Source organism: Pelagibius sp. (assembly GCF_965249265.1).
GTDB lineage: Bacteria > Pseudomonadota > Alphaproteobacteria > Kiloniellales > Kiloniellaceae > Pelagibius.
Genome location: NZ_OZ252224.1, coordinates 3,176,658 through 3,190,730 on the forward strand (window position 1 = coordinate 3,176,658; position 14,073 = coordinate 3,190,730).

The following is a 14,073-nucleotide window of genomic DNA, read 5'->3' on the forward strand; positions in this document are numbered from 1 at the left end:
TGGCTCAGTTCAGCTGGCTGAGCTCGCCGTCCTTGAGGCGTTCGCGATAGTTGGCCATGAAGTCCTGGGCTTCGGCCACCTTGCTGAGTTCCTCGGCAATTGACGAGATCGCACGTTTTTCGCCGTCCCCGACCAGAAGATTGAAGGTGTCGCTGTGCGGTCCCTTCGCCATGGCGGCGCCATAGCGGCGGTCAAGATCCTCCAGTTCGACGGTCTGGTTCGACAGCATCAGCGCAACCGCCAGATTCACCACCAGTTGGCTCTCCGACAGCATCATCTCGCGGCGCGGCGGCAACAGCGGAATCAGCTTGGAAAGAGACGCCACGGCCTGCGGCCATTGGCGCAGGCGCCAATGAATGTCGGCCCGCAGGGTTTCGGCATCCAGGCTGTCGTCGCCTTCCAGCATTTTCAGACCGTCTTCCGCCCGGTTGAGGTCGGAAAAGGCCCGTGCCCGCAACTGCCGGCGCTGTGCCGTCAGCTCGACGTCGTCGGTCTTCGCCTCACTGACGTCGAGTGCCGAAAGGCTGGCTTCCGGGTTGTAGTCCAGCAGGTGGATCAGCGCCAGACGCGCCCCGATCCGCGCCTTTTCTTCCCCTTCCAGGCGATAGCGCACCTGCCCCTCCAGCAACTCGGCCGCACGGTCCAGCAGATCCACCTCAACCAAGCGGTCCGCCAGACCGGTGATGAGACGGTCGCCCTCGGCCCCGGCCGGCGTCAGTTCCTTGAATTCCTGATAGAGCGCCAGCGCCCGCAGCGGCGGAACGTCAGGATCGCCGACACCGCGATAGATCTCCGCAAAGACATCCCGCATCTTCTGCGCCGAATCCTGGGCGCCCGCGCTGTCGGGGAAACTTGTCACCGCCTGCCGCAGAACGTAAAGCGCTTCGCGATGTCTGTTCTGTTCGACATAGCGGTCCGCCAGTCGGCGCAGCAGGGTGAACTCGAACTGGTCGCCGCGCCAGGCAAAGCGCAGCCGCTCCAATTCGGCGATCGCCTCATCCGACGACAGTGAACCGTCCTCGCGGCCCAGCTCCGTCAGCGCGAGACGGGCCCGGGCCTGAGAGGGGGGATGGCGGCTGTCGCGGGCCGATTCCCAAAGGCGGCGCGCCTCCTCCTTGTTGCCGCGGGCAAACTGCAATGCCCCTTGAATGACCTTGGCCTGGGCATCCTCCAAGGAGTTCAGGTTTTCCCGCCGCAGCGCGCCGAGCTGAAGGGTTGCAGCCGAGTCGTTGTTTGACTTCAGAAAGGCCTCCGCTGCCGCCAGCCGCAGCCGCAACCGCACCCGCCGCGGATAGGCGTCTATCAGATCATCCGTCGCGGCGAAGCCGTTGGCGGCCGCCAGCCAGTCTTCTGCCTGGGCTGCGAGGGCTGCCTGCCAAAGCATCGCTTCGCGCTCCGCGGCCAGGGAAGCATGGGCGAGCCCACCGGCAGCGGCGCGAAAATCCTGTATCAGGACCTGGCTGGCGGCCTGCATAAGACGCAGTTCCGGGTCCAGGGCCAGGCGCGGATGCTCTTCTTCAATGACCCTGAGCGAGCCCAGCGCCTCGCTGTCGAAGCCATGGGCAAAGTAGAAGCGCGCCAGTTCCACCCGCTCGACCCCGAGTTCCTCCGGACTGCTTCCCACCATCGCGGCCATCAGATCCCGGCGCTGATCCTGATAGTCATCAGCGCTGCCTCGGCGCCAGGCCTCAAGGTCGAACAGGCGCGGCTCGCTGGGATCTTCTCCGCCCAGGCGCCGCGACGCCTGGCGTTGCTCCGCCTTGGAGACAAGCAGACCGTTGGCGTCTCGCACCAGGACACCGTTGCGTATGACCGCAACCTGAAGACTGGAGGCAAGAGGTTGCAGGACCACGCCCTGCTGACTCTGCAGGCTGCGGAACTGCGGGTAGGCATGCGGCAGGGTCATACCCATTCCCGCGCCCCGGGTCGGCACGATGACCAGGCGGTCGCCGGCATCGGGGTCGGTTACCCAGACAAGGTCGCGGGCGCCGGACAAGGGGAAGCGCACTCTTTGATAGCCCTCAGACTCGATAACCGGATCGGCCAGCGCCCGCAGCGGCAGGGCGCTGCGCGGCCTGAGATCGACGATCCAGCGGCTCTCGTCCCGGGTCAGGCGCGGCGCAACTGTCGGTATCGCGTTGACGACCATGACCGTCGCACTGCCGGCAGGCACCAAGCGGACGCTGCCCAGATGCGGCGCAGCGGCTGCAATGCTCTTAATCAGGTCCCTCGGCGGCGGTCGATCGAAGGTGAGCCAGAGGTTCTCTCCCCGCCGAAAGGCAGCGGCGGCGGTCGGTCCGGCCCATTCGAAGGTCAGGATCACCGGTACGAAACGATCGGCGGTCGGTCCCTGGGCGGTCGAACTTTCGAAGGTAATGACGGGTTCAAGCTCGATCTGCAGCAGACCGCGGGCCGAATCCGGAAAGTCCAGGGCGCCCTGCGCCTGCGCGCCTTGGAAGGTTGTCGCTTCACCCTTTGCCGTCGCGGGCTCCGGTGCGGCAACCGGCCCAGCCTGGCCGCTGGGCAGCACCGCTTCCTTGGCCGCCGCTTTCTCGCCTTCCGTATTGTCACCGGCAAGGGGCGCGGGTTGCTGAGGTTGCCGCTCCGCCTTGCCGCCCATGATTTCCGGCACCAGGGGCGTCGGTGCCGCAGCGGAGGCGGTATCCTCCTTTGCCTTTGGCTCTTGCGCAGAAATGCCGGTCTCGACCGGGTCCGGCTGCGCGGCTGTGGCGGCAGTTTCCGAGTTGGGCTTCAGCGCTTCCGGCTGCTGCGGTGTTGCCGCTGCTTGCTGTGGCGCCGGCTTCTTCGCCGTTGCTTCGGCCCCGGCCAGGACATCCAGGATCACCTTGGAGCCGCTGCGCGTGACCCGCAGTTCAGACGACTGGGGCAGGCTGAGGCTCAATCCGTCCGGCTCGGCACTCACCGAAGCAATCTGCGGCAATCCCTGGGGACGCACGGCGGAAAGATCAAAACGTGCCGGACGGTCGAAAACGATCCTTGCCTTGCCGGGGCTTTCCTCAAGCCGGCTGCCGACCGTCGTCGGCCAATCGAAAACCAGGCGGGAGTATTCGGCGTGGCGTCCGCCGCGAACCCTGACAGTCGCCGGGTCGGCTGCCGCAGAGGGCGGTGTTTGCGCCACTACACTTTGCGCCACTGCACTTTGCGGCTTCTCCGCTTGCGGCGCTTCCGCCTTCGCCGCTGCCGGCTGCGCTTCCCGAACCCGGAGATCGAGAACCACCTTGGGCCCGCTCCGAAAGTGATTGAGATCGAATTCGCCGTTGAGAACGAAACTGAGGCTGCGGCCGTCTTCGGAAAGCTGTGGCGCCGATGCATAGCCGCGCAAACCGCTTTCAATCACTTCGCCGGCGAAGGAGGCCTCTTCATCGAAGTTGATGGTGAGACTGTTTCCCTCCATTGCCGCTTCGTAGGCGACTTCACGCGGCCAATCGAAAACGATACGGCCGTAGTCGGGATGCAATCCACCGCGCAGCGATACCGTTTCCGCCGCCTGCAGCGGCAAGGCCCAGCTCAAGATCAGAAAGGACAAAAAGAGAAGACGGCCGCACATTACCGCCGCTCCCCTGCGTGGGCGTGAATAATGATATCGACCCGCCGCGCCGCAGCCATGCTCGCCTCCCGGTCCTCGGCCAGCGCTGGCGCCTGATAGCGCGCATGACCGTAACCGCGGACCAGAATCTCGCCGCGGTAACCGGAATTGGCCAGCTCGCCGGACAAGGCCGCCGCCCGGGCCAGCGACAGCTCCCAGTTGTTGGCAAAGCGGGTGCGCGGCGGCGCCGGATCGGCAAAGCCGGCCACCTCGACTACGTTGCGAAGGTTCCGGAGCGTTCCCCCGAGAGAGAAAATCGCAGCCTTGGCTTTCTCATTCAGCACGATGGAACCGGAAGCAAAGAGAAGATCTCCGGGCAGCGACAAAACGATACGCTCGTCTTCACGCGTGATCTCGGCCCTGGTCAGGATCGGGTCTTCGATCACCAAGTCCCGCAACAGTTTGGAAAGATAGGTCAGGTCGGTGCCGGGGATGCGCACGACCGCCTCCGCATCCTGATCCAGCGTCGGCAGGGCAACGGTCACCTCCTGGACGCTTGTCAACTTGGGCGACAGCGCCTCGACCAGGTTCTGCCAATCGTCATCGTTGATGGTCGACATCGAATAGAGCAGAACGAAGAACGTGAGCAGCAGCGCCGTCAGGTCGGTGAAGGTCAGCAACCAGGCCTGCCCCCCATCATCGGGCCGGCCCTTATAGACCGGCACCCCCAATGGCAGGCCGGGCGTAGTGTCAGCCATATGCAGGCTGGGAGTGCCGTTCCTAGCCATCGGTCTGGCGCCCTTCGGCAGAGTCACCCGGCGCTTCAGCGGTGGCCGGAGGAAAGGTGAAATGAATACGCACAGAACCCGGGAACGACGGCATGAAGCCGGCCGACAGGCGTGCCGGGGGCAGCGCTTCGGCCTCCAGGGCGGTCACCAGCGCCGCAGCCCGCCGCATGGCCGGAAGCCGGCCTTCGATGCCACTGTCCGGGCCTTCGAGCCCATAAAGCAGGTCGACACGGTAGTCTTGGTTGGCGAAGCGCGAATCGGTCAGAACCGCCGCGATCGCGCCGAGCGTGTCGAGTGCCTGCCCGGTAATCACCGCGCTATCGCCGGAAAAAAAGTCGCTAGTCGGAATATCGATCTGCAGAAAGCGGCTGTTCGCCGCATCTTCGCTCTCGACAAGCGGCAGGCTGTTGTCGAAGAGGCGCCCCAAGGCCTCGACGACGTCCTCAGAACCTTCCATGACGTCAAGCGCCGCTTCGGCTGCAGACATGCTTTCCTGGGCTGGAACAACGCCGCGGAATGCCTCACGCACGCTGTCGATGACAGCCGTACTGCGCTCGACCTCGAAGCTGGAAAGCGCGTTCAGCAGAATGAAAAAGGCAAGCAGCAGCACCTTCAAGCTCAACAGCGCCATAATGTGGCTGTTGCTTTGCCGCGGGCCGGGTTGGTGCTGCACACCCGCCATGGCGGCGCTACCCGAAGAGCGCGTCGATATCGTCCTGGCTGATCGCCTCGTCCGGCATTTGCGGTCCGTTCAGGAGGTCCTCGTCGGGACGCGCGGGGGCACCGCTGGGGGTGGTGGTTCGCTTTTCCGGCTCTTTCTTCGGACGGTCGGAACGCTTGATGTCGTCGCCGAAAGCATTCAGCAGCGCCTCGACTTTCTCTTCCACCTTCTGCAAGGCGGTGACCACCTTGGTGATCCGCTGACCGGTGATGTCCTGGAAACCGCAGGCCTCAAAAATAGAGGTCACGGCCTGGGAAATCTGGTCGGCCACCTCGTCAGGCATCTTTTCCGTAAGCGCTTCGATGGTCTCCACGGCTTCGAAAATCGTATTCGTCGCCTGTTCCGTGGCACCGACGATCGCTGTCAGTTCATCGGTAGCCGCCGGCAGATGCTCATCGTTGATGTCGTCGGGGCGCAGGTCTGCGATCTCAGCACGCGCCGTGTTGATATAGAGGGCCAGCGCCTCTATATCGGCATAGACCTTTAGGCCATCCGCCGACATATCTCCTTCGATGCTGTCGACAATCGATTCCACGATCGCGACAATCTCCTCAGGGTCAATGGAGCCATCAGCCTTCTGCAGGTCCTGCAGTTGCGAAGCTATTTTCTCTTTGACCGCCGCGACAGCCATAATGCGGCTCCTTGCACTGATAAGGGGTACTGATAGAAGAGCTTAAAAATTACCGAGTACTGCGGAAAGCTTGGTTTTCAGCGTGGCAGCGTTGAACGGCTTGACGATGTAGTTGCTCACACCGGCTTCCTTCGCGGCGATCACGTTCTCGGTCTTGCTCTCCGCCGTGATCATGATGAAGGGCAGTTCCTTCAGCTTGGTGTCGGCGCGCACCTCGGTCAGAAGCTGCATGCCGCTCATCGGCTCCATGTTCCAGTCAGAGATGACCAGGTGGTATTCCTTGTCGCGCAGCTTCTGCAAAGCAGCACTACCGTCGGTCGCCTCGTCGACGTTGTTGAAGCCCAGCTGTTTCAGCAGGTTCCGAATGATCCTCAGCATGGTCTTGTAATCATCCACGATCAGGATCGGCATTCCCATGTCGACTGTCGACATCACTCACTCCCGTATAAAATCTGGCGCTGAGATCGCGCGTATCTGTCGATGGCAAAAGCTAGTCAATCGACGTTAATAGTCAGTAAAAAGCGCCGGAAAAGCCTATAAAGCGGCCTATTCGCGTGGCAGGGGAAGTTCTCGGCGCTGTGCCAGTTCAAGGGTCACCGTTTTCGCGCGCTGCGGGTTCATTTGAGCCAGGATCGGCGCTGACTTCCGCTCTTTCATGCGCTCGATCACCTCGAGCAGGACCTCCATGTCCAGCTCCTCGAAGATGCGGGCGGCCTGCTTGGGCTTCATGCTCTCGTAAATCTTAACCAGGCTCTTCATCTGGGCCTCGGTCTGCTCGTCGTGCTCGACCAAAAGGGCCTCGATGGAGCCCTGCAGCCCTTCCAACTCCCGAATCTTCTGCTCGATCCTCTGCTCGGCAGCCTTCAGAAGAACCTCGCGCTCGTCCACTTCGCGGGCGCGCTGCTCCAACTCCTCGCGTCGCTGCGAGAGGGCCTGCAGCAGACTCAGTTCCTCATCGGTCAAGTCGAAGAGGTCCGACGAGAGATCGGTGACCTGGCCTTCCGGAATCGGTGGCTCGGTGTTCGCAAGGAGGTCCTCGGCCCCTGCCGCCGGAGCCGCCGGATCTCCAGCCTCCTCAGCCGTCTCCGCGGCAAAGGCAAGCGTCGATCCGCCAAGCGTCTGCCATATGCCGGCGAGCTTGGCCGACATGCCGAGGCCGGCAACCAGGATAAGAACAGGTAACAACCTTAACCGCATCACAAAAACTCGCTTGCCTCGCCGGGACTATCGCATGGCCTGAAGGGTGCGCATCAACTCGCTGTCCGAACCCGAAAGCTTTCTCTTTGCGAGCTTGGCAAGGCCCACCGGCTTGGCCGACTTTGCGTCTGCGTCATGCTGACTTTGCGAGACCTTGCGCTCCATCTTGGAGATGTCCATCGGTGCGCGCGGCGCCGGCTGCTGACCCAGCCCACCGGGCATTTTGCCTTGCTGTTGGTCAAGCTTGCGCGAAGCCGCAACAGCGACCTCCAAGCGGTCGGCGATCTCGTTGCCTTTCTTCACCAGAAAGGCCATTTCATCCGCAAGTCGGCAGGCGTCATCCACCGTCTTGGCCAGGCCGTCACCCGCATCGGCACTGCGCGCCTTCAAGGCATCCAGGCCGCCCTGCGCCTTGCCGGCAGCAGCACTGAAATCCGCAACCACCTTTTCCATGTCGCTGCGCGCCGACCGCAGATCCGTCAGCTTGCGGTTCAGCACCATGGCATAGCCGATGGTCGTTACCAGCAGCACACAGATCGTCACATCAAAAACAAGACCGTAGTCCTGAAGCCAAGTCATCAGGATTCTCCCTCGCGCACGACTTTGTCGGCCACCTGGACGGCAATATGACCGCTGCGGCGCCCCATGCGTCCCTTGAACATCGAAACGTCACCGCAACGCAGCTCCACCTTGGAGTTCGGGTTGCAGTTCAATTCCAGTTTGCTGCCCTCGACCCATTCGAGGATTTCACCCAGCGGCATTTCCACCTGATCGAGCACCGCATCGATGCTGACATCGGTCTGCCAGAGCTCAGCCGTAAGATGCCCTTCCCAGATCGAATCGCGGCCGAACTTCTCACCCATGAACATCTGCAGCAGCAGCTCACGAACCGGCTCCAGCGTGGCATAGGGGATGAGCAGTTCGATCAGGCCGCCGCGGTCTTCCATGTCGACCCGCAGGGTCACCACGATCACCGCGTTGGCCGGTCGCGCGATGGTGGCAAAGCGCGGATTGGTCTCCAGCCGGTCGAAACGGAAGGTCACCGGTGACAATGGGTCGAAAGCCGCCGAAAGATCGGCCAGCACAACGTGGACCATACGCTCGACCAGATTACGCTCGATGGTCGTATAGGGCCGCCCCTCGATCCGCATGGCCGCGGTGCCGCGGCGTCCGCCGAGCAACACGTCGACGATGGAATAGATCAGCGCGCTGTCGACGGTCATCAGGCCGTAGTTGTCCCACTCCTCGGCCTTGAAAACGGAGAGCATCGCCGGCAGCGGAATGGAGTTCATGTGATCGCCGAAACGCGCCGAGGTGATGTTGTCCAGGCTGACTTCGACGTTGTCCGACGTGAAATTCCGCAGGGAAGTGGACATCATCCGGACAAGCCGGTCGAAGACGACCTCCAGCATCGGCAGGCGTTCGTACGAGACCAGAGCCGAATTGAGGATCGCCTGGATACCCGACTCGTCGCCCTCGTCGTCGCCGCCGCCGGCAACGCCGAGAAGGCTGTCGATCTCGTTCTGATCGAGGACCCGCGCCGAGCCGCCGCCGGTCGGCGCCGCGGCTGCGCCGCCGCCATCACCGTCGGCGTCGCCGTCGCTTTCGCCGTCGGCGCCGTCTTCATCGGCCATGGCCTCCCACTCGGCCATCATCGCTTCGTCGTCGGCCATCAACTCAGAAATCCTTGCTTTTCGCTAACAGCATCGGCGTGATCGATCCGGCAGTTACTGAACCAGCATCTCTTTGAAGAGCACGTCGCGCACCTCAATGGGCTGGGCGGCCGTGTTTACCCGGATCAGCAGTTCCTCGCGCAACCGCTGCAAACCGGCCGAACCTCTCAGGTCTTCGATCCTCAGTTCGCGGAGATAAACCTGAAAGTTGTCGACCACCCGGGGCAGCAGCGTGGCCAGCTCCGCACGGTCCTCCTCGCGCGCCAGCTCCAGGCTGATGGAGATCTTCAGGTAGGTGTTTTTGCGCCCACTGGAGTTCAGGTTGACCAGCATTTCCGGCAGGTCATAGAACACGGCCTTACTGGCGACAGGCGCAACCTCCTCCTCGACCACCGGTTCGGATTTGCCAAGCAGCGGGTCCAGCAGTCCCGCTATGAAGGCACCGGCGAGCCCGCCGACCAACAACAGGATCGGCAGAATGATGAAGAGAACCAGCTTCTTGCCATTCATCCCGGCTTTCGGGGTGGCTTCGATCTCGACATCGTCTGAAGCTACAGCCTGATCGGCCATCTCGGTCAACCTATTCAGTTATTTTGAGTTTTCGACTGCCAAGAGCCTACGGATGGTTGGTTAAGACTTGGTTGAAAGATACCGATTCCGGCGGCTTTCCCGGTTTCGGCAAGTTCTGCCGGGCAAGCTCTTCCCGATGACGGATTAGAACGGCGCCCGCGTCCAGAGAGAAAGGCTTAAAGCATTGAAAAATATAAATTCTCTGGCTGGCACGGTGCTTGCTTCTATCGCTGGGCCGGGCAAGTAGCCCGTCCACTGCCCAATTGAAACAGCCCAACGAGTGTCAGGTAAGCAAATGGAGAATGCCAGCTACATCGCGCTATCGCGCCAAATGGCCCTAAGGCGGGAGATGGATGTGATCGCCAACAACATGGCGAACCTCAATACCACCGCCTACAAGGGCGAAAGCATGCTCTTCGTCGAGTATCTGGAGACCACCGAGACCGGCGAAAAGATGAGCTTCGTGCAGGACATCTCGCTGGTCCGGAATCTGACCGCGGGAAACCTGAACAGCACCGAGAACCCCCTCGACACGGCGATTTCCGGTGACGGTTACTACGAGATCGAAACGCCCGTGGGCCCGCGCTACACGCGCAACGGGTCGTTCCACCTGAACGGGGCCGGCGAGCTGATCACGGCCAACGGCGACAAAGTGCTTGGTGAAGGCGGTAACCCCATCGCCCTGCCGCCCAACTCGTCCGACGTGACCATCACGCGCGACGGCTCGGTTTCGACCGACCAGGGACCGGCGGGAAAGATCCGCATGGTGCGCTTTGAGAACGAGCAGGCGCTGATCAAGATGCCCGGCGGCCTCTACGACGCCGACGGACAAGAGGCATTGCCGGCCGAAGGGTCCGAACTCATGCAGGGCATGGTCGAGAACTCCAACGTCTCCGGCATCATCGAGATGACCAAGATGATCAGCACGGTGCGCAGCTACAGCTCGACCGGCCGCATGGTCAACGAGGAACACGAACGCCAACGCCGCGCCATCCAGGCGCTTGGCAGCCCGGCCAAGGGCTAAGCCCCGGCCACGGCATAAGCGAGGACAAGATCATGAGATCATTGAACATTGGCGCGACCGGCATGCTGGCCCAGCAGCTGAATGTCGAGGTTATCTCGAACAACATCGCCAACATGAACACCACGGGCTACAAACGCCAGCGAGCGGAATTCCAGGACCTTCTGTATCAGAACGTCCGCCGCGTCGGCTCAGCCTCTTCCGACGCCGGCACGATTGTTCCGACGGGTATTCAACTTGGTCTGGGCGTCAAGTCCGCGGCGGTATACCGCCTCTCCGGCCAAGGCAATATTCTGCAAACCGAGAATCCGCTGGACCTGGCAATCAACGGCCGCGGTCTCCTGATGGTCGAACTGCCGAGCGGCGAGACCGCCTACACCCGGGCCGGATCTCTGCAACTGAGCCCGGATGGCGACATCGTCACCGCGGACGGCTACGTGGTGCAGCCGGGCATCACCGTACCGGCCGATGCCCAGGCCATCACCATCAACGAAAGCGGCGAGGTTTTCGCCGACATTGACGGCCAGGTCGCCCCACAGCTCGTGGGCCAGTTGGAATTGGCGAACTTCGCCAATGAGGCCGGCCTCGATGCCATCGGGAACAACCTGCTGCTGGAAACCAACGCCTCCGGTGCGGCCAGTGTTGCCACGCCCGGTTCCGCCGGCTTCGGCACCATGATCCAGGGCGCCCTCGAAACTTCGAACGTCAACACGGTTTCCGAGATCACCAACCTGATCACCGCACAGCGCGCCTACGAGATGAACTCGAAGGTCATCGAGTCTTCTGACGAGATGATGCGCAGCGTATCGCAGCTTCGCTAAGGATCGAGGACGTAATGCATAAGCTTCTTTCTGCAGCACTCTGCACCCTGCTTTTGATGACGGCGCCGGCAAGCGGCGGCGTCACCGGGGGCATCGACGGCGAAGACATGGTGAAAAGCCTGATCACCCTGAAGAGCAACGCCGTCATCGACGATCGCATCGTTCGGCTCGGTGACCTCTTCGATGGAATCGCGGAACCGACACTTTCCGACACGCCCATCGCCCAGGCCCCGCGCCTTGGCGACACGGTCGACATCGGCGCCCGCTGGCTCTATGCCGTGGCCAGAGCACATGGCATCGATTGGCAACCGCGCTCTCGCTATGACCGGATTTCCGTGCGCCGGGCAAGCAGCAAGATCAGAACCGAAGAAATCGAGTCCGCTCTGCGGCTGGCGCTGAGCGACCGCGGCCTGGATGGAGAGATGCAACTGGCGCTCGACAATCCGGGAATCGAGTTGCAGGTGCCGTCGTCCAGCGAGTCGAGTGTGGCTGTTACCGGCCTCACCCTCGATGACAGCAGCGGGCGCTTCGTTGCCCATGTAACCGCGCCCGCACAGGGTGAGCCGCTGGCACGCGTTTCGGTAACCGGCCGGGCGCTGCGGTTGATTGAGGTACCGGTGCTGAGCCGCAACCTGCGGCCCGGCGATGTGATCCGCTCCAGCGACATCGAGTGGATCAGCATGCCCGCCAACCGCATGACCCGTGGAACGGTCAGCGACCAGCAGACCTTGGTCGGCATGAGCCCGCGGCGGCCGATCCGCTCCCAGGAGGTAATCCGCACCTCCGACCTGGAAACCCCGGTGGTCGTCGCCAAGAACAGCCTGGTGACCATCCGTCTGCAGACTCAGCGCATGGAGCTGTCGGTCCGGGGCCGGGCCTTGGAGGATGGGGCCCAGGGAGACGTGGTCCGGGTCATGAATACCAAGTCGAACAGCGTCGTGAACGCAGTGGTCATTGACGCCGGCAACGTGGTGGTGACCCCGCTCACCGCCGCCGGCGCCAGCTAAGGGGACTGAAGACAATGACATCCATGGCAAGAACCCAGCATAGGCCGTTCCTGGCTCTGTTTCAGCGCGGCCTCGTCATCGCCGTTCTCGGCCTGTCGCTCAGCGCCTGCAATATGCTGACCCGGTTGTCCGAAGTTGGTGAGGCCCCCAAGCTCTCCAACATCGAAAGCCCCGCCCCGCTGGTCGGCGAGCAGGCCGCATCTCTGCCGATGCCGGCGCCGGTCGAGATCGAACGCCATCCGAATTCGCTCTGGCGTCCGGGATCACGAGCCTTCTTAAAGGACCAGCGTGCCAGCGACGTCGGCGATATCCTGACCGTGATCATTGAGATCCAGGACAACGCGGCCATCAACAACACGACGACACGCACCCGGACCAATGCCGAGGACGCCTCCGCCAGCGCCTTCCTGGGCTACGAGGCCAGTCTTGCCGAGCTGCTGCCGGAAGCCATCGATCCCACCGACCTTGTCGATCTCGACAGCACCTCGACCTCGGAAGGCAGCGGCGGGGTCAATCGCAACGAATCCATCAACCTGCGCGTCGCGGCCCTCGTTACCCAGGTCCTGCCCAACGGCAATCTGATCCTCGCCGGCCGGCAGGAAGTGCGGGTGAACTATGAAAAGCGCGAGCTGCAGGTGGCCGGGATCATCCGTCCGGAGGACATCACCTCGCAGAACACCATCGGCTACGACCAGATCGCCGAGGCCCGCATCGCCTATGGCGGCCGTGGTCAGATCTCCGACGTCCAGCAGCCGCGTTACGGTCAGCAGGTCTTCGATATCATCTGGCCGTTCTGATGAGCTTCTCCCCGCGCGGGAATCACAAAGGGCCGCGTCACCGACGCGGCCCTTTGCTTTTCAGTCGCGTGCTGCCAGTGGCAGCAAAAAAAACCTAGTCGTCGCGGTGGGTGCGCTCCATGCGCTCGTGACGCTCCTGCGATTCGATGGAAAGCGTGGCGATGGGCCTTGCTTCCAGGCGGCGCAGGGAAATCGGCTCGCCGGTTTCCTCGCAATATCCGTAGGAGTCTTCCTCGATCCGCCGCAGCGCGGCATCGATCTTGGAGATCAGCTTGCGCTCGCGATCACGGGTCCGCAGTTCCAAGGAACGGTCGGTTTCCAGCGAAGCACGGTCGGCGATGTCGGGTTCATGCAGTGATACCTCCTGCAGGTGCTGCAGCGTCTCACCCGATTCGCGTTGCAACTCGTCCTTCCACTGCAGAAGTTTCTGACGAAAATACTCACGCATCTTTGGGTTCATGAAGACCTCGCCCTCTTTCGGGCGATAATTCTTCGGTAGCTTTACAGTCATTCCCGGTCCCGTAAATGAGTACCAAAACGCGCCGGGAGTATATGGATTTTGCCTTGCCCGGCAAGCCTCTGAAGTCATCAAATCTTCTTGCGTCGCCGCCCTTTGGGGTCAAAGCCCGCGGGAAAGCTCGGCTTGCGGGTCCCGACGCCGCTCAGCGGCCTCTCTTCGCCAGCTCGACGGCTGCCCGTATCTCTATTTCATTAATGATTTCAGATAGTTTAGGATCATCAATCGATTCGTCGCGCTGCCTGAGCAAGTCACCGAGCTGCTCTAGTCGGGCGACTGAGACGTTGCCAAAAACAATCGAAAGGCGCAGTTCTTCGAGCTTGTCGAGAATGTCTTCCGCCCGCTGCCGCCCCTTTGACGGCCGCTCCGTGGCGTCCCCGACCTCCTGTATCGCCAGAAGAGCGTTGATTGTCTGAGACGGGGCGGCGGCGCCGCTGCCCTGGGCCTGGGGTGTGGATCCCGCCAGGGCTTTGGCAAAGCCGCCATCTCCCGTAGCCGCAGCCTCGCCGCTGCGCCGTTTGGAGGAGGTACGTGCCCCTGAGAGACGATCGATCTTCATGATCTGCCCGACATACGATTAGTCCTGGACGGAGACTGCGCTGCGGCGGTTAATATGCAGTTAACCATCTGAAAAACCGGCAGAAATTTCCCACAGGCCAATGGCGGTTTTTGCCTCGCCGGCATCGGCCGGCAACGGCGAGAAATCGGAGAAACGGCAGAAAACAGGGATTTTCCGCAGCTTGTTGCGCCGGCCCGACTTGGCACGCCTTTCGCATAAAGAGG

Annotated in this window: 15 protein-coding genes; 4 read left to right on the top strand and 11 right to left on the bottom strand. The window is 62.3% G+C overall.

Annotated elements, in window-relative coordinates; translation table 11 throughout:
- Positions 1-4 precede the first annotated feature (4 nt).
- The 9 genes from ACP146_RS15125 to ACP146_RS15165 all read right to left on the bottom strand — a co-directional run bounded on the left by ACP146_RS15125 (position 5) and on the right by ACP146_RS15165 (position 9,127).
- On the bottom strand, positions 5-3,568 hold the full coding sequence (locus tag ACP146_RS15125) for a hypothetical protein (RefSeq protein WP_422367582.1): 3,564 nt from the start codon (positions 3,566-3,568) through the stop codon (positions 5-7).
- The gene (locus ACP146_RS15130) at positions 3,568-4,305 is read right to left on the bottom strand and encodes an OmpA/MotB family protein (protein ID WP_422367583.1); all 738 of its coding nucleotides are present in this window, start codon (positions 4,303-4,305) and stop codon (positions 3,568-3,570) included. Before ACP146_RS15130 ends, ACP146_RS15125 begins: the two co-directional genes overlap by 1 nt.
- Positions 4,306-4,327: 22 nt before the next feature.
- Entirely contained in the window at positions 4,328-5,017 is a 690-nt protein-coding gene (locus ACP146_RS15135; RefSeq protein WP_422367584.1) for a hypothetical protein, read from the bottom strand.
- Between the two features lie 7 nt (positions 5,018-5,024).
- Positions 5,025-5,687, bottom strand: a complete 663-nt coding sequence (locus ACP146_RS15140; protein ID WP_422367585.1) for a protein phosphatase CheZ — start codon at positions 5,685-5,687, stop codon at positions 5,025-5,027.
- Positions 5,688-5,729: 42 nt separating this feature from the next.
- Entirely contained in the window at positions 5,730-6,119 is a 390-nt protein-coding gene (locus ACP146_RS15145) for a response regulator (protein WP_422367586.1), read from the bottom strand.
- Positions 6,120-6,233: 114 nt separating this feature from the next.
- Positions 6,234-6,872, bottom strand: coding sequence for a MotE family protein (locus ACP146_RS15150; RefSeq protein ID WP_422367587.1), 639 nt, complete (start codon positions 6,870-6,872; stop codon positions 6,234-6,236).
- A gap of 39 nt (positions 6,873-6,911) precedes the next feature.
- Positions 6,912-7,463 (bottom strand): DUF6468 domain-containing protein, encoded by a 552-nt coding sequence (locus tag ACP146_RS15155; protein ID WP_422367588.1) that lies wholly within the window; start codon positions 7,461-7,463, stop codon positions 6,912-6,914.
- Positions 7,463-8,557 (bottom strand): flagellar motor switch protein FliM, encoded by a 1,095-nt coding sequence (gene fliM, locus ACP146_RS15160; RefSeq protein WP_422367589.1) that lies wholly within the window; start codon positions 8,555-8,557, stop codon positions 7,463-7,465. Before fliM ends, ACP146_RS15155 begins: the two co-directional genes overlap by 1 nt.
- Before the next feature lie 54 nt (positions 8,558-8,611).
- Positions 8,612-9,127: a flagellar basal body-associated FliL family protein gene (locus ACP146_RS15165; RefSeq protein WP_422367590.1), complete on the bottom strand. Its 516-nt coding sequence runs from the start codon at positions 9,125-9,127 to the stop codon at positions 8,612-8,614.
- Positions 9,128-9,407: 280 nt separating this feature from the next.
- Between ACP146_RS15165 and flgF the strand changes: the two genes are divergently transcribed.
- Genes flgF through flgH form a run of 4 tightly spaced genes read left to right on the top strand, consistent with a single transcriptional unit; the run spans position 9,408 to position 12,773 of the window.
- Positions 9,408-10,151 (top strand): flagellar basal-body rod protein FlgF, encoded by a 744-nt coding sequence (gene flgF, locus ACP146_RS15170; RefSeq protein WP_422367591.1) that lies wholly within the window; start codon positions 9,408-9,410, stop codon positions 10,149-10,151.
- Positions 10,152-10,183: 32 nt separating this feature from the next.
- Positions 10,184-10,969: a flagellar basal-body rod protein FlgG gene (flgG, locus tag ACP146_RS15175; RefSeq protein WP_422367592.1), complete on the top strand. Its 786-nt coding sequence runs from the start codon at positions 10,184-10,186 to the stop codon at positions 10,967-10,969.
- A gap of 14 nt (positions 10,970-10,983) precedes the next feature.
- Positions 10,984-11,976: a flagellar basal body P-ring formation chaperone FlgA gene (gene flgA, locus ACP146_RS15180; protein ID WP_422367593.1), complete on the top strand. Its 993-nt coding sequence runs from the start codon at positions 10,984-10,986 to the stop codon at positions 11,974-11,976.
- 23 nt (positions 11,977-11,999) lie between these two features.
- Positions 12,000-12,773 carry a flagellar basal body L-ring protein FlgH gene (gene flgH, locus ACP146_RS15185; protein ID WP_422367594.1) on the top strand — a complete coding sequence of 258 codons (774 nt, stop codon included), beginning with the start codon at positions 12,000-12,002 and terminating at the stop codon, positions 12,771-12,773.
- Between the two features lie 94 nt (positions 12,774-12,867).
- On the opposite strand, the gene dksA is transcribed toward flgH, so the two are convergent.
- Complete coding sequence (gene dksA, locus ACP146_RS15190) at positions 12,868-13,284, bottom strand: RNA polymerase-binding protein DksA (protein ID WP_422367595.1); 417 nt, start codon at positions 13,282-13,284, stop codon at positions 12,868-12,870.
- Between the two features lie 151 nt (positions 13,285-13,435).
- On the bottom strand, positions 13,436-13,849 hold the full coding sequence (locus tag ACP146_RS15195; RefSeq protein ID WP_422367596.1) for a flagellar assembly protein FliX: 414 nt from the start codon (positions 13,847-13,849) through the stop codon (positions 13,436-13,438).
- Between the last annotated feature and the right edge of the window lie 224 nt (positions 13,850-14,073).

Excerpts from the sequence above, each read along its gene's own strand:
- ACP146_RS15195 (WP_422367596.1), bottom strand. The coding sequence starts at position 13,849 with ATGAAGATCGATCGTCTCTCAGGGGCACGTACCTCCTCCAAACGGCGC.
- ACP146_RS15130 (WP_422367583.1), bottom strand. The coding sequence starts at position 4,305 with ATGGCTGACACTACGCCCGGCCTGCCATTGGGGGTGCCGGTCTATAAG.
- ACP146_RS15155 (WP_422367588.1), bottom strand. The coding sequence starts at position 7,463 with ATGACTTGGCTTCAGGACTACGGTCTTGTTTTTGATGTGACGATCTGT.
- ACP146_RS15140 (WP_422367585.1), bottom strand. The coding sequence starts at position 5,687 with ATGGCTGTCGCGGCGGTCAAAGAGAAAATAGCTTCGCAACTGCAGGAC.
- flgG (WP_422367592.1), top strand. The coding sequence starts at position 10,184 with ATGAGATCATTGAACATTGGCGCGACCGGCATGCTGGCCCAGCAGCTG.
- ACP146_RS15165 (WP_422367590.1), bottom strand. The coding sequence starts at position 9,127 with ATGGCCGATCAGGCTGTAGCTTCAGACGATGTCGAGATCGAAGCCACC.
- fliM (WP_422367589.1), bottom strand. The coding sequence starts at position 8,557 with ATGGCCGACGACGAAGCGATGATGGCCGAGTGGGAGGCCATGGCCGAT.
- flgA (WP_422367593.1), top strand. The coding sequence starts at position 10,984 with ATGCATAAGCTTCTTTCTGCAGCACTCTGCACCCTGCTTTTGATGACG.
- ACP146_RS15125 (WP_422367582.1), bottom strand. The coding sequence starts at position 3,568 with ATGTGCGGCCGTCTTCTCTTTTTGTCCTTTCTGATCTTGAGCTGGGCC.
- flgH (WP_422367594.1), top strand. The coding sequence starts at position 12,000 with ATGGCAAGAACCCAGCATAGGCCGTTCCTGGCTCTGTTTCAGCGCGGC.
- ACP146_RS15135 (WP_422367584.1), bottom strand. The coding sequence starts at position 5,017 with ATGGCGGGTGTGCAGCACCAACCCGGCCCGCGGCAAAGCAACAGCCAC.
- ACP146_RS15145 (WP_422367586.1), bottom strand. The coding sequence starts at position 6,119 with ATGTCGACAGTCGACATGGGAATGCCGATCCTGATCGTGGATGATTAC.
- dksA (WP_422367595.1), bottom strand. The coding sequence starts at position 13,284 with ATGACTGTAAAGCTACCGAAGAATTATCGCCCGAAAGAGGGCGAGGTC.